At 64.9% G+C, this 18,683-nt stretch carries 18 protein-coding genes and 1 pseudogene; 10 read left to right on the top strand and 9 right to left on the bottom strand.

Translation table 11 applies throughout. The features are described 5' to 3' along the window. From GGD66_RS41895 to GGD66_RS39180, 4 genes and pseudogenes are all read left to right on the top strand, one after another. Positions 1–118 (top strand): annotated as a pseudogene (locus GGD66_RS41895) (chemotaxis protein CheW); the annotation flags it as partial. Positions 119–190: 72 nt separating this feature from the next. After that, positions 191–556 (top strand): PleD family two-component system response regulator, encoded by a 366-nt coding sequence (locus GGD66_RS39190; RefSeq protein WP_007600538.1) that lies wholly within the window; start codon positions 191–193, stop codon positions 554–556. 75 nt (positions 557–631) lie between these two features. Beyond that, the gene (locus GGD66_RS39185) at positions 632–1,819 is read left to right on the top strand and encodes a chemotaxis response regulator protein-glutamate methylesterase (protein WP_183261939.1); all 1,188 of its coding nucleotides are present in this window, start codon (positions 632–634) and stop codon (positions 1,817–1,819) included. Continuing rightward, positions 1,816–2,688: a protein-glutamate O-methyltransferase CheR gene (locus GGD66_RS39180; protein ID WP_179734744.1), complete on the top strand. Its 873-nt coding sequence runs from the start codon at positions 1,816–1,818 to the stop codon at positions 2,686–2,688. Before GGD66_RS39185 ends, GGD66_RS39180 begins: the two co-directional genes overlap by 4 nt. Positions 2,689–2,806: 118 nt before the next feature. On the opposite strand, the gene GGD66_RS39175 is transcribed toward GGD66_RS39180, so the two are convergent. The 4 genes from GGD66_RS39175 to ctrA form a co-directional block, all read right to left on the bottom strand. Further along, on the bottom strand, positions 2,807–3,967 hold the full coding sequence (locus tag GGD66_RS39175; RefSeq protein WP_183261937.1) for a glutathionylspermidine synthase family protein: 1,161 nt from the start codon (positions 3,965–3,967) through the stop codon (positions 2,807–2,809). Between the two features lie 2 nt (positions 3,968–3,969). Continuing rightward, positions 3,970–4,371 carry a hypothetical protein gene (locus GGD66_RS41890; protein WP_179734740.1) on the bottom strand — a complete coding sequence of 134 codons (402 nt, stop codon included), beginning with the start codon at positions 4,369–4,371 and terminating at the stop codon, positions 3,970–3,972. A gap of 1 nt (position 4,372) precedes the next feature. Then, the gene (locus tag GGD66_RS39165; protein WP_026201752.1) at positions 4,373–4,777 is read right to left on the bottom strand and encodes a DUF350 domain-containing protein; all 405 of its coding nucleotides are present in this window, start codon (positions 4,775–4,777) and stop codon (positions 4,373–4,375) included. Between the two features lie 184 nt (positions 4,778–4,961). Then, entirely contained in the window at positions 4,962–5,663 is a 702-nt protein-coding gene (gene ctrA / locus GGD66_RS39160) for a response regulator transcription factor CtrA (protein ID WP_008138878.1), read from the bottom strand. A gap of 450 nt (positions 5,664–6,113) precedes the next feature. On the opposite strand from ctrA, the gene fliI reads away from it, so the two are divergent. The 6 genes from fliI (at position 6,114) to GGD66_RS39130 (ending at position 12,522) form a co-directional block, all read left to right on the top strand. Beyond that, complete coding sequence (gene fliI, locus GGD66_RS39155) at positions 6,114–7,439, top strand: flagellar protein export ATPase FliI (RefSeq protein WP_018316924.1); 1,326 nt, start codon at positions 6,114–6,116, stop codon at positions 7,437–7,439. 121 nt (positions 7,440–7,560) lie between these two features. Continuing rightward, the gene (fliJ, locus tag GGD66_RS39150; RefSeq protein WP_008138882.1) at positions 7,561–7,980 is read left to right on the top strand and encodes a flagellar export protein FliJ; all 420 of its coding nucleotides are present in this window, start codon (positions 7,561–7,563) and stop codon (positions 7,978–7,980) included. Between the two features lie 343 nt (positions 7,981–8,323). Further along, positions 8,324–8,869: a sigma-70 family RNA polymerase sigma factor gene (locus tag GGD66_RS39145; RefSeq protein WP_018316925.1), complete on the top strand. Its 546-nt coding sequence runs from the start codon at positions 8,324–8,326 to the stop codon at positions 8,867–8,869. A 37-nt stretch (positions 8,870–8,906) separates the two neighbouring features. Continuing rightward, positions 8,907–9,956: an anti-sigma factor domain-containing protein gene (locus GGD66_RS39140; RefSeq protein ID WP_183261932.1), complete on the top strand. Its 1,050-nt coding sequence runs from the start codon at positions 8,907–8,909 to the stop codon at positions 9,954–9,956. Between the two features lie 254 nt (positions 9,957–10,210). Then, the gene (locus GGD66_RS39135) at positions 10,211–11,170 is read left to right on the top strand and encodes an AraC family transcriptional regulator (protein ID WP_183261930.1); all 960 of its coding nucleotides are present in this window, start codon (positions 10,211–10,213) and stop codon (positions 11,168–11,170) included. Between the two features lie 134 nt (positions 11,171–11,304). Then, on the top strand, positions 11,305–12,522 hold the full coding sequence (locus GGD66_RS39130; RefSeq protein ID WP_183261928.1) for an NAD(P)/FAD-dependent oxidoreductase: 1,218 nt from the start codon (positions 11,305–11,307) through the stop codon (positions 12,520–12,522). A 1,051-nt stretch (positions 12,523–13,573) separates the two neighbouring features. On the opposite strand, the gene GGD66_RS39125 is transcribed toward GGD66_RS39130, so the two are convergent. The 5 genes from GGD66_RS39125 to GGD66_RS39105 all read right to left on the bottom strand — a co-directional run bounded on the left by GGD66_RS39125 (position 13,574) and on the right by GGD66_RS39105 (position 18,676). Next, a complete protein-coding gene (locus GGD66_RS39125) occupies positions 13,574–13,774 on the bottom strand; it encodes a hypothetical protein (protein WP_092253926.1) in 201 nt (66 codons plus the stop codon). Positions 13,775–14,068: 294 nt separating this feature from the next. Beyond that, the gene (gene flhA, locus GGD66_RS39120; RefSeq protein WP_179734732.1) at positions 14,069–16,210 is read right to left on the bottom strand and encodes a flagellar biosynthesis protein FlhA; all 2,142 of its coding nucleotides are present in this window, start codon (positions 16,208–16,210) and stop codon (positions 14,069–14,071) included. 330 nt (positions 16,211–16,540) lie between these two features. Next, the gene (locus tag GGD66_RS39115) at positions 16,541–16,843 is read right to left on the bottom strand and encodes a copper-binding protein (protein ID WP_183237124.1); all 303 of its coding nucleotides are present in this window, start codon (positions 16,841–16,843) and stop codon (positions 16,541–16,543) included. Positions 16,844–16,859: 16 nt separating this feature from the next. Beyond that, a complete protein-coding gene (locus tag GGD66_RS39110) occupies positions 16,860–17,336 on the bottom strand; it encodes a cupredoxin domain-containing protein (RefSeq protein WP_409362401.1) in 477 nt (158 codons plus the stop codon). A gap of 8 nt (positions 17,337–17,344) precedes the next feature. After that, complete coding sequence (locus GGD66_RS39105) at positions 17,345–18,676, bottom strand: multicopper oxidase family protein (protein ID WP_183261926.1); 1,332 nt, start codon at positions 18,674–18,676, stop codon at positions 17,345–17,347. Between the last annotated feature and the right edge of the window lie 7 nt (positions 18,677–18,683).

Genomic DNA, 18,683 nt, shown 5'->3' with positions numbered 1-18,683 from the left:
CCTCGACCCTCGCATGGCCAAGCTCGCCGGCGGCGTCCACCGCCTCGAGGGACAGCTCATGGTCGTCCTCGACGTCGATCGCGTCCTCGAGCTCGCGCCGGAAATGATGGCGGCCTGATACGGCGGCTCGCCGCCGACGTGCCAGTAATTGGAAGTGCCCCCCGCAAAGGGGGAGGAAGCAGAGGTTCACATGCGAACTTGTCTCGTCGTTGATGATTCCAGCGTCATCCGCAAGGTTGCGCGCCGGATCCTGGAGGGCCTCGACTTCCAGATCCTCGAAGCCGAGGACGGTGAGAAGGCGCTGGAGGCCTGCAAGCGCGGCTTGCCCGATGCGGTGCTGCTCGACTGGAACATGCCCGTGATGGACGGCTACGAGTTCCTCGGCCATCTCAGGCGCATGCCCGGCGGCGATCAGCCCAAGGTGGTGTTCTGCACCACCGAGAACGACGTGGCGCATATCGCGCGCGCGCTGCATGCCGGCGCCAACGAGTACATCATGAAGCCGTTCGACAAGGACATCGTGACGGCGAAATTCCAGGAAGTCGGCCTCATCTGAGCGATCTGCCTGAGGCCGAAGGGATTCTTCGGCGCTTGTTTTCAACTGTACCCTTTCAGTCTGAGTTGGTGAGTAATGAGTGTTGCGTTCGCAGGTAATTCGGCCACGACCGGCTCGCGCGAAGCGGGGCCGCTGCGGGTGATGATCGTCGACGACTCCGTCGTCATCCGCGGTCTGATCTCGCGGTGGATCGGCGCCGAGCACGACATGGAGGTCGCTGCCTCGCTGCGCACCGGGCTCGAAGCGGTCAACCAGATCGAACGCATCAATCCTGACGTTGCCGTGCTCGACATCGAAATGCCCGAGCTCGACGGCATCTCGGCGCTGCCGCAGCTGCTTGCGAAGAAGCGCGATCTCGTCATCATCATGGCCTCGACGTTGACCCGCCGTAACGCGGAGATCAGCTTCAAGGCGCTGTCGCTCGGCGCCGCCGATTACATTCCGAAGCCGGAATCGACGCGCGAGGCGTCGGCCGCGGACATCTTTCATCACGACCTGATCCAGAAGATCCGCCACCTCGGTGCGCGGCTGCGTCGCAAGTCCGCGGTGGCAAGCCCGCCGCTGGCGCCGGCGAGCCCGGCTCCGGCTCCGCGTAGTCCTGTTGCGCGGCCCATAGCGCCCGCTCCGGCGGTGCCTGCTGCGTCGGGGGCGCTCACCATGCGCCCGTTCTCCACTCAGACCCCCAAGGTGCTGCTGATCGGCTCCTCGACCGGCGGTCCGCAGGCGCTGATGGCGCTCGTCACCGAGCTCGGCCCGGTGATCGACCGCTTCCCGGTGCTGATCACCCAGCACATGCCGCCGACCTTCACCACCATCCTTGCCGAGCATCTGGCGCGTTCGAGCCGTAAGCCGGCCGCCGAGGCGGTCGACGGCGAGCCGGTGAAGCCGGGACGGATTTATCTCGCGCCCGGCGGCAAGCACATGCGCGTGGCGCGCAGCGGTGCGGATACCGTGATCGCGCTCGACGACGGCCCCGCCGTCAATTTCTGCAAGCCCGCGGTCGATCCGCTCTTCACCTCCGCCATCGACATCTGGCACGGCAGCATCCTCTCCGTGATCCTGACCGGGATGGGCTCGGACGGCATGCGCGGCGGCAAGGACATCGTTGCCGCCGGCGGCAGCGTCATCGCGCAGGACGAAGCCTCCAGCGTGGTCTGGGGCATGCCGGGCGCGGCGGCCAATGCCGGCATCTGCGCGGCGATCCTGCCGCTCAACCAGATCGGCGCCAAGGTCAACCGCCTGTTCGCGGGAGATCGCGCGTGACGCCGGTTGATTACGATTATCTGCGCAAGTTCCTGAAAGAGCGCTCCGGCCTCGATCTGTCCCCCGACAAGCAATATCTGGTCGAGAGCCGGCTCTTGCCGCTGGCGCGCAAGGCGAGTCTATCAGGCATTCCCGATCTGGTGCTGAAGATCAGGAACGGCGACGGCCGGCTTGCGACCGACGTGGTCGAAGCGATGACCACCAACGAGACCTTCTTCTATCGCGACAAGATCCCGTTCGATCACTTGCGCGACACCATCCTGCCGGGCCTGATCAAGGCGCGGGCGGCGCGCAAGAGCTTGCGCATCTGGTCGGCGGCGTCATCGACCGGCCAGGAGCCCTATTCAATCGCGATGTGCGTGAAGGAGATGGGGGCAGCGTTGGCCGGCTGGCGCATCGAGATCGTCGCCACCGATCTGTCGCAGGAGGTGCTGGAGAAATCCAAGGCCGGAATCTACAGCCAGTTCGAGGTGCAGCGCGGCCTGCCGATCCAGCACCTGATGAAGTACTTCACGCAATCCGGCGAGACCTGGCAGCTCAATGCCGACATTCGCGCCATGGTGCAGTTCCGCCAGCTCAATCTGCTGCAGGACTTCTCCCATCTCGGCACCTTCGACGTGATCTTCTGCCGCAACGTTCTGATCTATTTCGACCAGGACACCAAGGCGGTGATCTTCGAGCGGATGGCGAAGGGCCTGGAGGCCGACGGCACGCTGCTGCTCGGCGCTGCCGAATCGGTCGTCGGCATCACCGATGCGTTCCGTCCCATCGCCGAGCGCCGCGGTCTCTACCAGCTCAACCCCGCACGTTCCGGCCGCCCCATGGGCGGATTGATGCCGCCGTCGTTGAAGGTTGCCGCGGCGCGGTGACTTGCGCCGTGCCCACCATCGATCCAACACTGCAACAGAAATGGTGGGCACGCTTCGCTTTGCCCACCCTACGATACTTTCAATTGCGCCGAGAGATACGTCTCATGCGCCATTGCACTCACAAAATCGCATGCGGCAGAAACCGCGAGCGGTTGCCGGTGATCGGGCTCTCGTCCTCGCGGATCGACAATCCGCACGGCTCGTGGTTCACCAGCCAGCTTCCCACCACCGGATAAAAGCCTGAAAAATTCGGCAGCGGCGAGAGCGCCTGGCGCACAAAACCTTCGGCGCCGTAGGGACCTTCCTGCTCATCGAGCGACACGCCGCCGGACACGATCGTGACATTGGCGCCTTCGCGCGACAGCAGCGGCTTGCGTACGTAGGATGTTCCGAGTTCCGCTGCCCGCGCGTCATCCTCGAAGAACGCCGGCAGCAGATGGGGATGGTTCGGAAACATCTCCCAGAGCAGCGGCAAGATGCCCTTGTTGGAGAGCACCGCCTTCCACGGCGGTTCGATCCAGCGCGTGGCCGCGTCCTTCAACTTCGCGCCGAAGGAATCGTGGAACATCCATTCCCAGGGATAGAGCTTGAAGGCGAGTGCGATGTCGGCCTCGTCGAGGTCGACGAAGCCGCCAGGCTCATCGCGCCAGCCGACCTCTTCGATGTCGAGCAGCCTGGTTGAGAGGCCGGCCTGGCGCGCGGTGTCTTCGAGATAAGCGAGCGTGCCGGCGTCTTCCGAGTTGTCGGTGGTGCCGGTGAGATGGACGTGACGGCCCGCGGCGATCTCCTTCCACGCCGCGATCAGTCGCTCATGGATGGAGTTGAACTGATCGGCGCGAACAGGGATGATACGGCGCTCGATCGCCTGCTCGAGCCAGGTCCATTGAAACACCGCGGCCTCGAAGATCGAGGTCGGCGTATCCGCGTTGTATTCGAGCAGTTTTGCCCGCGACTTGCCGTCGAACTTCAAATCGAGCCGGCCATAGAGGCTGCGGTCGTCGCGCTGCCAGCTCTCGGCGATCAGGCTCCAGAACGCTTCCGGAATCTGCAAGCGCCGCAGGTATCGCTCCTCGCCGATGACGCGGCCGGCAAGCTCCAGGCACATCGCCTCGATCTCGGCGGTCGGCGTCTCGATGCCGCGCTCGATCTCGTCGAGCGTGAAGCCGTAATAGGCGCGCTCGTCCCAATAGCGCTCGCCGTCGATGGTGTGGAAGACGAAGCCGCATTGCGCCGCGGTCTCTCGCCAATCGTCGCGCTCCAGGCACGTGATGCGCTGCATTGTTAGCCCCCGCCCGAGAAGCCATGGCCGAACGAGCCGAAGCCGCCGCGGCTGACGCTGCTGTGACCGGAATCGGACGACGTGCCCGATGAGGAATGGCTCGAGGAATCGCTGCTGAAGAAGCTCGACCGTGACGACCAGCGCGAGCTGCCGCTGCTCGAGGAGCTGCTTCTGCTGCTGCAATTGGTGCTTGTCTGCACCGCCGGGTCCGTTCCGGGCGGAGGGGGCTCGCAATTCTGCCGCGGCATCATCGTGTACGCGGTGGTGCCGACCGCGAGCGTGCCCATCACCAGGAGCGCGACATGGCCGGAGCGCTTCACCGGCTCTTTGGCCGGCAACGGCAATGGCTGTGGCAGGCGTGGCCGGCGCTTGCCGAACTGCTTGTTGGAAGGTTTGTCGGCCATCTCAATAGATCATGCTGGCGGCGTTGAGCAGTCCCGCCGCGAGTGAGGACAGCCCGAGCCAGATGGCCGGCGCCAGCTCGCCGGCCGCGATCCGCGCCGACAGGTTCGGCACCGGCACGCGCACGAGAAAGAACACGATGACCTGCACGATCAGCGCGATCATCGCCCAGATCAGGCAGTCCAGCACGTTGGCCGAATGTGCGATGGCGCTGACCAGCGGCGCCACGAAGCCGAGCAGGCTGAGGCCGAGCGCGATCGCCGCCGCCGGCTCGTTGTCGCGGATCAGCTGGAACTCGTTATGCGCGGTGATGCGGGTATAGACGAACAGATACGCCACGATCGCGATCAGCCCGGTGCAGAAATAGACCAGGAAGGCGGGCAGGCCGGCCAGTGATTGCAGGATCATCGTTCCCCCATCGTGCAGCGACCATTCGTCGATGGGAGGAGGATAGCGGTTCAATGGGAGGAGGGCGATGAAGCCGCCTTTGAACCTGCCTTGGCATCCCCAAAAAACAAAACCCCGCCATTTGCGGCGGGGTCCAGGCTGGGAGGAGCAAGCCCGGGAGGGCTTGCGACGTAAACCCAGAAGATCAGGCGGGAATGCGCTCTTCGTGCTCGTGTGGCTCGCGCAGCACGTAGCCGCGGCCCCAGACGGTCTCGATGAAATTGCGTCCCTCGGAAGCGTTGGCCAGCTTCTTGCGGAGCTTGCAGATGAAGACGTCGATGATCTTCAGCTCGGGCTCGTCCATGCCGCCATAGAGGTGGTTGAGGAACATTTCCTTGGTGAGCGTCGTGCCCTTGCGGAGCGAGAGCAGCTCCAGCATCTGATATTCCTTGCCGGTCAGATGCACGCGCTGGCCGCCGACTTCCACCGTCTTGGTGTCGAGGTTGACGACGAGGTCGCCGGTCTGGATGACCGACTGGGCATGGCCCTTGGAGCGGCGCACGATCGCGTGGATGCGGGCCACCAGCTCGTCTTTATGGAAGGGCTTGGTCATGTAGTCGTCGGCGCCGACGCCGAGACCCTTGACCTTGTCCTCGATGCCGGCGAGGCCGGAGAGGATCAGGATCGGTGTCTTGATCTTGGAGACCCGAAGCTGCTTGAGCACGTCGTAGCCGGACATGTCGGGCAGGTTGAGGTCGAGAAGGATAATGTCGTAATCGTATAATTTACCGAGATCGACGCCTTCTTCCCCCAAATCGGTCGTGTAGACGTTGAAGCTCTCAGACTTCAGCATCAGCTCGATCGACTGCGCGACGGCGCTGTCATCTTCAATCAGCAAAACGCGCATGCCAGTTCCCCATAGTCGCCGCTCCTGGGCGTCAGGTCGGCCGCATTCGCGGCACTCAACAAAACGCCTTTGAACAACTGATTCGGATCCTGACAACAGATGGTTAACAAATCCTGATTCTGGAACGCAAGTCCCCCGGGTGCAATTTTTGTCGAATCGCCCTAAGGTCTTGTGTACGAAGCAGCTTTCGTCACCCGGTTCTGTTCAAGTTCCACTTTAAGAGACGGGCCTAACCGACTCCCGCGACTCAGCCTTCTTCTGAAGGGGAGTCACGCTCAGTCACAAAGACAGTGACGCAATGATTAATGATGCGGGTAAACACGAAGTTAAGCGCCGTTCAGAAATATGGCGAAACTTAAGGTTTTCCCCGTGAAGGCCCGGGGCTCACGAAAGCGGGCGGCCATTCTATGAAGCCTCATATGAAAGCGCGCTCCTGATGAAGGCTCTCTTATGAAGGCGCTTGCCGAACAGATCGGCGATATCGACGGCATCAATATTTACGGCCGCGTCGTCGGTGTGCGCGGCCTGATGGTCGAGGTGGCCGGCCCCATCCACGCAATGTCGGTCGGCGCGCGGCTGGTGATCGAGACCGGCGCCAACCGTTCGATTCCCTGTGAGGTGATCGGCTTCTCCGGCAACAATGCTGTGGTGATGCCGTTCGCCGGCCTCGACGGCGTGCGCCGCGGCTGCAAGGCCGTCATCGCCAATGCCGCCAATCTGGTGCGGCCGTCGTCGGCCTGGCTCGGCCGCGTCGTCAACGCGCTGGGCGAGCCGATCGACGGCAAGGGGCCGCTGCCGCAAGGCGCTTCGCCGATGCCGTTCCGCAATGCGCCGCCCCCGGCGCATTCGCGCAAGCGTGTCGGCGCTCCGCTCGATCTCGGCGTGCGCGCGATGAACACCTTCCTCACCTGCTGCCGCGGCCAGCGCATGGGCATCTTCGCAGGGTCCGGCGTCGGCAAATCGGTGCTGCTGTCGATGCTCGCGCGCAACGTCGATGCCGCGGTCAGCGTCATCGGGCTGATCGGCGAACGCGGCCGCGAGGTTCAGGAATTCTTGCAGGACGACCTCGGCGAGGAGGGCCTCGCGCGCTCCGTCGTCGTGGTTGCGACCTCCGACGAGCCGGCGCTGATGCGCCGCCAGGCGGCGTACCTGACGCTCGCGGTCGCCGAATATTTTCGCGACGAGAACCAGGACGTGCTCTGCCTGATGGATTCGGTGACGCGCTTTGCCATGGCCCAGCGCGAGATCGGCCTGTCCGCCGGCGAGCCGCCGACGGCCAAGGGCTACACCCCGACCGTCTTCACCGAGTTGCCGAAACTTCTGGAGCGCGCCGGGCCGGGCCTCGGGGAGGGCGCCATCACCGCGATCTTCACGGTGCTGGTCGACGGCGACGATCATAACGAGCCGATTGCGGACGCCGTCCGCGGCATCCTTGACGGCCACATCGTGATGCAGCGCTCGATCGCCGAGCGCGGCCGCTACCCCGCCATCAACATCCTCAAATCCGTCTCCCGCACCATGCCGAAATCGGCCGATCCGCAGTTCTGGCCGACCATCCAGAAGGCGCGCGCGGTGATGGCGACCTATGCCGACATGGAGGAATTGATCCGGCTCGGCGCCTACCGGGCCGGCTCCAGCCCCGAGGTCGACGAGGCGATCCGCCTGCACGAACCGCTCGAGGCGTTCCTGCGCCAGCGCAAGGACGAAAATGCGTCTCTGGCTGACGGCTATCGCCAATTGGCGCATATCCTCGGTAATTTGGAAACGGAACGCTAACTTTGTCAGGTCATCATCCCATCCCACAGAGTAGCAGAGCCGGTCTTGGCCCCAGTCGGGCCTGTGGGGAGACCGGTGACGTCCCACGTGCAGCGAGGGGACTTCTGGGGAGTATGAGTCGATGAAGTCACGAGATACCCTCATCCGCCTGAAGAAGTTTCAGGTCGACGAGAAGCGCCGCCGGGTCACCCAGATCGAGACCATGATCGCCGACTTCCAGCGGATGTCGACCGATCTTGAACGCGAGATCACGACCGAGCAGGAGCGTGCCGGGATCAACGATCCCTCGCACTTCGCCTATCCGACCTATGCCAAGGCCGCCATTCAGCGCCGCGAGAACCTGACCCGCTCGGCCGACGAGCTCAAGGGCCAGCTCGACGAAGCCAAGGCCGCGCTGGCCGAGGCCTTTGAGGAGCTCAAGAAGGTCGAGCTCCTGGACGAGCGCGACCAGGCCCGCGAGCGCGCCGAGGAAAATGCCCGCGAGCAGGCCGACCTCGACAGCATCGGCCTGATGCGCGCCCGCATCGGCGCCGTCGCCTAAAGACACAGCCAGCGGCCAAACCGCCGAGAATTTGTAAAACCCGGACCCGCAAGGTCCGGGTTTTCGCATGTGCTATCCACAGTGTGGCGCCGCACCCCTTGGTGGTCGGCTTGGCCACGCGCTATGGTGGTGCGTGGTTTACCTCGCCCCGCTTTGAGGGGAGAGGTCGGATTGCCCCGGCGATGCGTAGCATCGTCCGGCGCGATCCGGGTGAGGGGGACTCTCCGCGGGTCCGTCTGCAACCTCCCTTGCGGAGACTCCCCCTCACCCCGACCCTCTCAGGGCGAGCGTAGCTCGTCCCGACCCCGCAGGCGGGGGAGAGGGAGGAAGGTTGGGGGGCTGAATGCTGACGCCAGCAGAGCTGGTCGGGTTGATCGAGGCGGTGGCGAAGGGCGATCAGGCGGCGTTCGAGCGCCTCTACGCCGCCACGCGCGCGAAACTCTATGGCGTCGTGCTCCGTATCTTGCGCCGACAGGATCTCGCAGAGGAGGTCATTCAGGAGACCTACGTCAAGATCTGGAACAGTGCCGGCCAGTTCAATCCCGCGCTGTCGTCGCCGATCACGTGGATGGCCTCGATCGCGCGCAACCGTGCGATCGACATCGTGCGCAAGAAGTCGGAGGTCTCGATCGAGGAGGAGCCGCAGGCGATGGAGGTCGCGGCCGACAGCCCCGATCCGCTGGCGCGCCGGGAGATGACCGAGGAGTTGAAGCGGCTGCTGGAATGCATCGGCCGGCTCGAGCCCGACCGTCAGCGGCTCGTGCTTCTCGCCTATTACAACGGCTGGAGCCGCGAGCAATTGGCGGAGAAATTCGCCGCTCCCGTCAACACGGTGAAGACGTGGCTCCGGCGCAGCATGTTGGATATCCGGGAGTGCCTCGGACTATGAAGGTTTATACGGTGAGGGTGGTTCTGGACTGCATGTGATGGCCTACTCGGAGGACCATATCGCGCTCGCCGCGGAATATGCGCTCGGTACGCTCGAGGCCGATGAGCGCGCGCAGGTCGAGACCATGATGGCGGTGGACCCGGCGTTCGCCGACATCGTGCAGGCCTGGGCCTATCGGCTCGGCGCCCTCAACCAGATGGTCGGCTCGGTCGAGCCGCGTCCGGTCGTGTGGGAGAACATCAGGTCCGAGATCGCGCGCACGGTGCTTGCGCAGCAGCCGCCTGTTCTGGCCGACGTCGTACCGCCGCCAGTCCCGCCCGTCGAAGCCGCACCGCCGGAAGCGCCGCTGGAGCAGGTGCCGCAACCAGAGCCGCAGCCTCCCGAAGCAGAGCAGCCCGAGCCGACGCGCTCCGGATCCGATCCGATACCCGACATCGCGCCGGTGTTCATGCCGCAGGTCCACGCGCCCGATCCCGAGGTCGTCCGGACGCCGCAGGTGCCGATCGCCGACGACACCAACGTGATCCGCCTCGAGGGCCGCGTGAAGCGCTGGCGCAACATCGCATCCGCCGTCGGCGCGCTTGCGGCGGCGCTGCTCGTCACGCTGTCCCTACAGATACTCTATCCCGACGCGCTGCCGGGCGCACTGCGTTCGCCGCCGCGCATTCAGACGGTGGAAGTGAAGACGCCGGCCCCGCCGCTCACCGCCGCCGCGCAATATGTCGCGCTGCTGCAGGGCCAGGGCGGCGGCCCCGCCTTCATCCTCACCATCGACGGCGCGACCAAGAACTTTACCGTGCGCAAGGTCGGCGCGACGCCGGAGCCCGGCAAGAGCTTCGAGCTCTGGCTGATCTCCGACAAGCTGCCGCGCCCGCGCTCGCTCGGTGTGATCGGCGCCGGCGAATTCACCGCGCGTCCGCTGCTCGCCTCCTATGATTCCGAAGTCGTCAACGGCGCCACCTACGCGGTCACGGTCGAGCAGGCCGGCGGCTCGCCCAACGGCCAGCCGACCTCGGCCCCCATCTTTTCCGGTAAGCTGATCGAGACCGTGCCGCCGTCCCAGCCGCAGGCGCCCGCGAAGAAGTAGGCCCCGTAGCCCGGATGGAGCGCAGCGCAATCCGGGACCACCGCGCCATCAGGCGACAACCCCGGATTACGCTTCGCTCCATCCGGGCTACGAAGCCGCGTCCCTGTCGCCACGGTCCATCCTGCCGTCGCATCTCGACAAGTCGCCCTGAATCCGCCCCCGATTTGAACCTTGCCGCAATTCGTGGCGTCAAATTCCCGGAAATTGCAGTCGGCGCCGCCGATCGCGGAGCCGAAAGAGGGGCTAGAAAACAAATGGATGCAGCGAAAACGCCCGGCATCTTCGTTCACCAATACACCGGACTGCCGCACGGCCCTGCGTTCGAGCATTGGCGCGAGCGGGCCTTCGGTGCCTGCGGTCTCGATATCGGGCCGAGCCATGGCGACAGCATCGATTGCCGGCTCCAGATCAGCGTGGTCGACAACATCGCGCTCGCCATTCCGGAAGGCGCCTCCGCGCAATATTCCCGCACCCAGAGCCACCTTGCCGACGGCAGCGACGACCTCGTGCTGATCGCCGCACATGCCGGCCTCGTCCGTGTCGGGCAGAATGGCCACACCGTGGAGCTTGCGCCCGCGCAGATGGTGCTCGTCGACATGAGCATCACCGGCACCGTCGGTCACACCGATGAAAACCGCTTCACCACCATCCGCATGCCGCGCCGCGCGTTGCTCGACATCAATCCGCGTACCGAGGACAAGCTGTCGCAAGTGCTCAGCGACGGTGCGGTCGCCGAGACCATCTTCCGCTACCATGCGCTCGCCGCCAATCACGCGCCGCATCTCGACGCGGTGGGCCAGCGCCTGACCGCGCAGCATATGGTCGATCTGGTTGGCCTCCTGCTCGGCACCGATGCCGAGCATGCAAGTCTTGCGCGCGGCCGCGGCCATGCGGCGGCGCGCCTCGACCTCATGCGCGCCGATGTGATGGCCGCGCTCGGCCGCAACGATCTCTGCCTGTCCGAGATCGCGACGCGCTCGGGCTTGAGCCCACGCCAGGCGCAACGCCTGTTCGAGCAGGCCGGCACGACCTTCACCGAATTCGTGCTGGAGCAGCGCCTGCTGCAGGCGCGCAAGCTGCTCGGCGATCCCCGCGCCAGGGCGCGCAAGATCAGCGACATCGCGCATTCCTCGGGCTTTTCCGATTTGTCCTATTTCAACCGTGCGTTCCGCAAGCGCTTTGGCGCGACACCGTCGGAAATACGCGAGGCGTGAGGCGCGCCCCGGTTTCGTCCTGCGGATCACAGTTGGCCCATTCGCGGCGATGAGCTATATCTACCTGTGCGGGTAGACCGCTCGATCGCTTGTCGTTCCCTTGTCGTTCCATTGGGAAAGTGCAGTCAACGGACATGGCGCGTATCGTCGTGCTCGGCGCCGGATTTGCAGGCCTGTGGGCGGCCATCGGTGCCGCACGCAAGCGCGACGAGATCGGTGCTGTCAGCGACATCGAGATCTGCCTGATCGATCGCAATCCCTATCACAACATCCGTGTGCGCAATTACGAGGTCGATCTCAGCGAGGTCGCGATCCCGTTGCCGCAGCTGCTCGATCCCGTCGGTGTCAGTCACGAGATCGGCGAGGTCGAAGCCATCGATCCGGTCCGGCACGAAATTTCGCTGGTCACGAGCAGCGGCGAGCAGACGCTGGTCTATGACCGCCTGGTGCTGGCGCTCGGCAGCGAGGTGATGCGTCCCGACATTCCAGGCCTTGCCGAGCACGCCTTCGATGTCGATACCTATACCGCGGCGCTCCACCTCGAGGATCATCTCGTCTCGCTCGGCCGCAGCGCGCCGTCGCCAGGGCGTTCGACGGTGGTGGTGGTCGGCGCAGGCTTTACCGGCATCGAGGTTGCGGCCGAGATGCCCGACAGGCTGGCGCGCGCGGGCATCACCGGCAGCCGCCGCATCATCCTGGTCGACCCCAACGCCGCGGCCGGCGCCACCATCGGCACGCCGGCGCGCCCCGTCATCGAGACGGCGTTGGCCGCGCTCGACGTCGAGATGCGCCTCGGCGTGCGCGTCGTCTCGGTCGAGGCGGCCGGCATTCGCTTGAGCTCCGGCGAATTCATTCCGACGCAGACGGTGATCTGGTGCGCCGGCATGCGTGCGAGCCCCCTGGCTGCGTGCTTTCCGGACGCGCGCGACCGGCTCGGGCGTCTGCTGGTCGATCCCTTCATGCGGGTTGCGGATGTCGGCGGCGTGTTCGCGGCCGGCGATGTCGCCTCCAGCGTGGTCGACGGGCTGCATCCGACCGTGATGTCCTGCCAGTTCGCGCGCCCCATGGGCCGCTTCGCCGGCCACAATGTGGTCGCCGATCTCGCCGGCTTGCCGCTGCTGCCGCTGCGGATCGACTGGTACGTGACCGTGCTCGATCTCGGCGGCTGGGGCGCGCTCTATACCGAGGGGTGGGACCGCGAGGTCCGCGCCACCGGTGCGGCCGCGAAGACGACCAAGAACATCATCAACCGCAAGCGCATCTATCCGCCGCTGACCGGCAGCAAGGATGAGCTGTTCGCCGCGGCAGCGCCGACGGTGCAGGCACCGCCGCCGAGCTATGGGGCGCGGTAGTCTCGCGCTCCTCCCCCTACAAGCCCTTGCGTTGGTCGACGGGCAAAACACGCGAGCCCTGGGTCAACGCGCTGCGCCAAAAATATTCCACTTTACCGAAATTCGGAAATGACGTATGTGTCGCCTCAACCCGGCCCAAGGAAGAGGGGCGTATCGCGATCGTCACGAACGCGGGCCGGGCGGCGGTGGACGCAGGTGACATCGGCGCGAAGGGTTTTGCAGGGCGGGCAACTGTGAGCAAGGCCGTCGCGCACACGACCGGTGTGATCCGCGTACGGCAAAATCGTGTCGTCCTGGCGCCCGGGGTCTGTGCGCCAAGTCTTGTGGTGATGGGTGTCGTCCAACCGGACGCATCCGTCAGCCATCCGCAAGGCGACGGGGGCAATAGTGCAACGCTCCCCGGGGAGAACACGACATAAGCCGTAAAGCCACTGCGCAGGGAAGGCCGGGATGTCCTGGCTACACCTGTATGCCGCTGTGCAGCTTCTTGTTACGCAGATTTCGCACAGTGGACCTCGGGTGCCAGCCGGCGCCCGGTCTTCCCTGCGCCCTCTTTCAATCGAGGGCGAAGAGATGAAGCAAAGCTCGGGCGAGATGCGCCGCGAGGATGCGAAGGCGTGTCTCCACGTCGAAAGCGAATAAGGAATGCTGCCGCAAGCAACATCTAAGATCGTCACCCTGAGGCGCCGGAGCGAAGCGGAGGCCTCGAAGGGCGACAGCCCGTCTGCATCTCGGCCGTTCATCCTTCGAGGCTCCGCATGCGATGCGTTTGCATCGCATGCCTCGCACCTCAGGATAACGGGATCGACATTGTCTCCGCGGAAAGACTCTGGATTGCTTCGCTGCGCTCGCGCGCTGCGTCCGGGACATGAGCAGGGGATGCCGCTGCTTCTCGCCCTCTATCAATCCCTACCCCAGACATGAGAAAGCGCCCGTGGGGGGCGGGCGCTTTCTGTAGTCGACTTGGGGTTGGGGTCGTCTACATATCCACGTGGCGACTTTGGGGGGCTGGTAAAGAGCCGCGTGAATTCACAAAACTCGTCAGATCTCCTTAGCGAACGAGGGACGCATTCGCGCTGGTGATAACAACCGGCTTGTCAGCCTTGATGACGCGGGCGCTCTGGGTCAGACCTTCGTCCGAACCCGTGCGTGCCGTGATGCCGAGGCCCGCCACCGCGATCCCTGCGACGAGGGCGACGACCACGACTTTCAAATGGGTCGCGCGATCTGCGCTGTAGATCGAGTGGTTCATGGAAGCCTCCTGCCGCCATCTACCCGAAGTAGTCGCCGGCCGTTTCAGGCAGGTTCATGCTTCCGGTGCCCAACAACCTAGTATTGGGGGGATTCGTTCCCAAGAGGCCATCACAAGAGCGTGACAGGACGTGAAAGATCGCGATCAAAAGCGACCCTTGATCGTGCGTTTTGCTAATTATTTCAAAGCTGTAATGTGCCCCTCAGGCGCCTTGTCGAGGCTTGGTCCACAAGGCGCCAGGAACTCAAAAACCATTTGCCTGTGTCCAAAAAACACACGGCTTCTTAAGGCAAATCAGATGCTTCCGACCGTTTTCAACCTCGCCCTGGGGTGGATCTCGGCCTGCGACAGCACCGTCGTCTGGGCCCGGAACCGCTCCACCAGGGAGCGGACGAAGGGACGAATTGCCGCAGACGTGACCAGCACCGGCGCCTCGCCTTCGCGGGCGGCGCGCTCGAACGCCTCGCGCACGCCGGTCATGAACTCCGACAATTTCGAGGGCTGCATCGCAAGGCTGCGCTCCTCGCCCTGACCGATGATGGATTCGGCAAAGGCCTGCTCCCATCGCGCCGACAGCGCGATCAGCGGCAGATAGCCGGCATAGGAGGTGTTCTGCGCGCAGATCTGCCGCGCCAGGCGGGCCCGGACATGCTCGACCATGGTGGCGGGATTGCGCGAGAAGGCGAGCGAATCGGCGATGCCTTCGAGGATGGTGGAGAGGTCGCGGATCGAGATGCGCTCGGCGAGCAGGAGTTGCAGCACGCGCTGGATGCCGGAGACCGTGACCTGTCCCGGCACGATGTCCTTGACCAGTTCGCTCTGCTCCTTCGGCAGCTCCTTGAGCAGCTTCTGCACCTCGCCATAGGAGAGCAGGTCCGACATGTTGGCCTTGAGCAACTCGGTGAGGTGGGTCGAGAGCACGGTCGCGGCGTCGACGACGGTGTAGCCCTTGAGCGAGGCCTCCTCCTTGAGGCTGGCGTCGACCCAGGTCGCGGGCAGGCCGAAGGTCGGCTCGGTGGTGTGGATGCCGGGCACCTGCACCTGGCTGCCGCCGGGGTCCATGACCATGAACTGGTTCGGCCAGATCTTGCCGGTGCCGGCGTCGACCTCCTTGATCTTGATGATGTAGGTGTTGGCCTCGAGCTGGACGTTGTCGAGGATGCGCACCGCCGGCATCACAAAACCCATCTCGATCGCGAGCGAACGGCGCAGCGCCTTGATCTGCTCGGTCAGGCGGTCGGTGCCGTCGGGGCCGTTGACCAGCGGCAGCAGCGCATAGCCGAGCTCGATCTTGAGGTCGTCGATCTTGAGCGCCGCCGAGATCGGCTCTTCGGCGGCCGCAGCGCCCGGTGCACCGGGCTGGCCGGCGACCGGCGCGGCCATGGCGGCTTCCTCGGCCTTGACGGCGGTGCGCTTGTGGTTGCGGGCGTGCCAGGCCAGCGCGCCGGCGCCGGCGCCGAGCGCCAGGAAGGGGATGGTCGGAATGCCCGGCAGCGCCGCCAGCACCAGCATGACCGCCGAGGACATCGCGAGCGCCTGCGGATAGCCGGAGAACTGCTTCATCAGCGCCTTGTCGGCGGCGCCGGAGACGCCGGCCTTGGAGACGAGCAGGCCGGCGGCGGTCGAGACGATCAGCGCCGGCACCTGGGTGACGAGGCCGTCACCGACGGTCAGCAGCGTGTAACTGCGCCCGGCGTCGGCAAAGGACATGCCCTGCTGCGCCACGCCGATGATCATGCCGCCGACGACGTTGATGAAGACGATCAAAAGGCCGGCGATGGCGTCGCCGCGGACGAATTTGGAGGCACCGTCCATGGCGCCGAAGAAGCCGCTCTCGTCCTCCAGCTCCTTGCGGCGATGCTTGGCGACCTTCTCGTCGATCAGGCCGGCGCCGAGGTCGGCGTCGATCGCCATCTGCTTGCCAGGCATGGCGTCGAGGTGGAAACGGGCGGCGACTTCGGCGATACGGCCCGAACCCTTGGTGATGACGACGAAATTGACGATGATCAGGATGGCGAAGACGATGATGCCGATGACGAAATTGCCGCCCATCACGAAGCTGCCGAAGGCCTCGATGACGTGACCGGCGGCAGCCGTGCCCTCGTGCCCGTGCGACAGGATCAGCCGGGTCGAAGCCATGTTGAGCGACAGGCGCAGCATGGTCGAGATCAGCAGGATGGTCGGGAAGGCCGAGAATTCCAGCGGTGTCTGGATGAACAGCGAGGTCATCAGGATCAGGATCGAGAGCGTGATCGAGATCGCCAGGAACAGGTCCAGCACGATCGCGGGCAGCGGCAGGATCAGCACCACCAGGATGGTGAGGATGCCGAGCGCCAGCGCGATGTCGCCGCGCTTGAGGACGTTGACGATCTCGTTGAGGGAGGGAATCGAGGGCCTTGCGGTGCCTACGCCCTGTCCCGCGGTGACGTCGACCATGGTAGCTGCCTCCCCGCGCGACTGCCGTCCGCGCGCCCCAAACGTCTGCGCGGCGGCCGAAGGGCCGCCGTTCCGAAAGTGAGGCACCGCACTGGCGTCCACGGGAGCTCCCGTTCTACGCGGCTGACGACACTCGACTTCACCCGGCAATTTTTGCCCGGTGTATGGTTAGCAAAGGGTTAACGCGGGGGCGGGAAGCGGGGCGGACCGGTGTGTTTCGGGGGCCGAAGGCCGTCATTCCGGGGCGATGCGAAGCGTCGAACCCGGAATCTCGAGATTCCGGGTTCGCGCCAAGCGGCGCGCCCCGGAGTGACAGTCGAGTCGAAGGCTCTACTTCGCCTTGTCCATCTTGGTCACCGTATACCCCGAGGCCGCCTCCTCGGCCTCGAAGGTGACCTTGTCGCCGACCTTCACCTGCTTGAGCATCGCGGGGTCCTTGACGCGGTAGACCATGGTCATGGGGTCCTCCATGCCGAGGCTCTTCGCCGGCCCGTGCTTGAGCGTGATCTTGCCGGCGCCCTCGTCGATCTTTTTGACCTCGCCGCTGATCGAGGCGGCCCCAGCCGCGAGGGCGGCAGTGGTAAGGCCGACAGTCAGCGTCAGCGCTGCGGCAATGCGGATGATGCGGTTCATGGGAGTCTCCTTGTCGCTACTTCACGGTGACGTGGCCGACCATGCCGTAGTCGCGGTGGTCGGGAATGAGGCACGAAAATTCGAACGTGCCGGCCTTGCTGAATCTCCAGAGGATCTCGGCCGTCTTCTGCGGCGCGAGCCTGACCCCGTTGGGATCGTCGTGCTCCATGTGGGGATGCTTTTTCATCTCGACGGCATGCGCGAGATTCTCCTTGGTGGTGGCGAGCAGGAATTCGTGGTCCTCCTTGCCGACATTGCGCAGCACGAAGCGGACCTGTTCGCCGCGCTTGACCTCGATTTTGGCAGGCGCGTAGTCCATCTCGTTCAGCAGGATCTCGATGGTGCGCGCGGGCTTGTTGGGATCGCCGGGCTCGCCGGCCGAAAAACTCGCGTGCCCGTGCTTGTCGTGCGCAAGGGCCGGCGCGGTCAAAAGCGCCGCCAGCGCGAGGCCGAGCTTGATCGTCTTCATCGTCATCTCCAGTTGGTGGTTCATCGAAACGCTCACATCTTCATCTTGTGCGTCGGTTTGCCCTGCTGCCGTGCTGGCTCTGCGGACGGCGCCGAGACCTCGTAGGCGACGCTGCCTTGCGGAAACTTGTACGGGCCGGGATCGCGATAATCGTCGCGCGCGAGGTCCTCGCGGATCTTCATCACGGTGAACATGCCGCCCATCTCGATCGGGCCGAACTGGCCGGTGCCGGTCATCATCGGCAGCGTGTTGTCGGGCGCGGGCATCTCCATGTTGCCCATCGCCATGCCGGTCGAGCCCATCGCCATGCTGTCGGGCGCGAGCTTGCCGACGGCCTTGGCGAGGTCCTTGCGCGACACGCCAATCAGATTGCGCACCTCGTGCCCCATCGCATTCATGGTGTGATGCGACTTGTGGCAATGGAACGCCCAGTCGCCGGGATTGTCGGCGAGCACGTCGAACACGCGCACGGCACCGACCGGCACGTCGGTCGTCGTCTCCGGATATTGCGCGCTCTCCGGAACCCAGCCGCCGTCGGTGCAGGTCACCGCGAAGGCGTGGCCATGCAGATGGATCGGATGGTTGGTCATGCTGAGATTGCCGATGCGCACGCGTACCTTGTCGCCGAGCCGCACCGGCAAGGGGTCGATGCCGGGAAACACCCGCGCATTCCAGGTCCACATGTTGAAGTCGGTCATCTCGTTGACCAGCGGCAGATAAGTGCCGGGATCGACGCGATAGGTGCTCATCACGAACACGAAGTCGCGGTCGACCGGCCGGAAGTTCGGATCGCGCGGATGCACGACGACCATGCCCATCATGCCCATCGCCATCTGCACCATCTCGTCGGAATGCGGGTGGTACATGAAGGTCCCGCTCTTCCTCATCTCGAACTCGTAGACGAAGGTCTTTCCCGGCTGGATGTGCGGCTGGGTCAGCCCGCCGACGCCGTCCATGCCGCTCGGAATGATCATGCCGTGCCAGTGCACGGTGGTGTATTCGGGCAGGCGGTTGGTGACGAAGATCCGGACCTTGTCGCCCTCGACCGCCTCGATCGTCGGGCCCGGCGACTGGCCGTTGTAGCCCCACAAATTCACCTTCATGCCCTCGGCGAATTCGCGCACCACGGGCTCGGCGACGAGATGGAATTCCTTCCAGTCGCCGTTCATGCGAAACGGCAGTGACCAGCCGTTCAGCGTCACGACGGGGCGATAGTCCGGTCCGCTGACGGGGTGCAGCGGCGGCTGCATCACCACCTTGTCCATGTGCGCAGCTTCCGGGATCGATGCCGCCTGCACGCGGCCTTGCACCGCGGATGCGCCGACGAGCGCGGCGGTGCCCAAGAATCCTCTGCGGGAAAACATGCCGGCC

It is taken from the genome of Bradyrhizobium sp. CIR48 (assembly GCF_014198315.1).
Lineage (GTDB): Bacteria > Pseudomonadota > Alphaproteobacteria > Rhizobiales > Xanthobacteraceae > Bradyrhizobium.
Note: the sequence above shows the minus strand (reverse complement) of the source record. Positions and strands in the feature narration are given on the sequence as shown.

What these genes read in the sequence shown, in the direction of transcription:
- GGD66_RS39185 (WP_183261939.1), top strand. Translation starts at nt 632, where the DNA reads ATGAGTGTTGCGTTCGCAGGTAATTCGGCCACGACCGGCTCGCGCGAA.
- GGD66_RS39175 (WP_183261937.1), bottom strand. Translation starts at nt 3,967, where the DNA reads ATGCAGCGCATCACGTGCCTGGAGCGCGACGATTGGCGAGAGACCGCG.
- GGD66_RS39190 (WP_007600538.1), top strand. Translation starts at nt 191, where the DNA reads ATGCGAACTTGTCTCGTCGTTGATGATTCCAGCGTCATCCGCAAGGTT.
- GGD66_RS39145 (WP_018316925.1), top strand. Translation starts at nt 8,324, where the DNA reads ATGCTGACGCCAGCAGAGCTGGTCGGGTTGATCGAGGCGGTGGCGAAG.
- GGD66_RS39125 (WP_092253926.1), bottom strand. Translation starts at nt 13,774, where the DNA reads ATGAACCACTCGATCTACAGCGCAGATCGCGCGACCCATTTGAAAGTC.
- GGD66_RS39140 (WP_183261932.1), top strand. Translation starts at nt 8,907, where the DNA reads ATGGCCTACTCGGAGGACCATATCGCGCTCGCCGCGGAATATGCGCTC.
- GGD66_RS41890 (WP_179734740.1), bottom strand. Translation starts at nt 4,371, where the DNA reads ATGGCCGACAAACCTTCCAACAAGCAGTTCGGCAAGCGCCGGCCACGC.
- GGD66_RS39135 (WP_183261930.1), top strand. Translation starts at nt 10,211, where the DNA reads ATGGATGCAGCGAAAACGCCCGGCATCTTCGTTCACCAATACACCGGA.
- fliJ (WP_008138882.1), top strand. Translation starts at nt 7,561, where the DNA reads ATGAAGTCACGAGATACCCTCATCCGCCTGAAGAAGTTTCAGGTCGAC.
- GGD66_RS39115 (WP_183237124.1), bottom strand. Translation starts at nt 16,843, where the DNA reads ATGAACCGCATCATCCGCATTGCCGCAGCGCTGACGCTGACTGTCGGC.
- flhA (WP_179734732.1), bottom strand. Translation starts at nt 16,210, where the DNA reads ATGGTCGACGTCACCGCGGGACAGGGCGTAGGCACCGCAAGGCCCTCG.
- GGD66_RS39110 (WP_409362401.1), bottom strand. Translation starts at nt 17,336, where the DNA reads ATGAACCACCAACTGGAGATGACGATGAAGACGATCAAGCTCGGCCTC.
- GGD66_RS39130 (WP_183261928.1), top strand. Translation starts at nt 11,305, where the DNA reads ATGGCGCGTATCGTCGTGCTCGGCGCCGGATTTGCAGGCCTGTGGGCG.
- ctrA (WP_008138878.1), bottom strand. Translation starts at nt 5,663, where the DNA reads ATGCGCGTTTTGCTGATTGAAGATGACAGCGCCGTCGCGCAGTCGATC.
- GGD66_RS39105 (WP_183261926.1), bottom strand. Translation starts at nt 18,676, where the DNA reads ATGTTTTCCCGCAGAGGATTCTTGGGCACCGCCGCGCTCGTCGGCGCA.
- fliI (WP_018316924.1), top strand. Translation starts at nt 6,114, where the DNA reads ATGAAGGCGCTTGCCGAACAGATCGGCGATATCGACGGCATCAATATT.
- GGD66_RS39165 (WP_026201752.1), bottom strand. Translation starts at nt 4,777, where the DNA reads ATGATCCTGCAATCACTGGCCGGCCTGCCCGCCTTCCTGGTCTATTTC.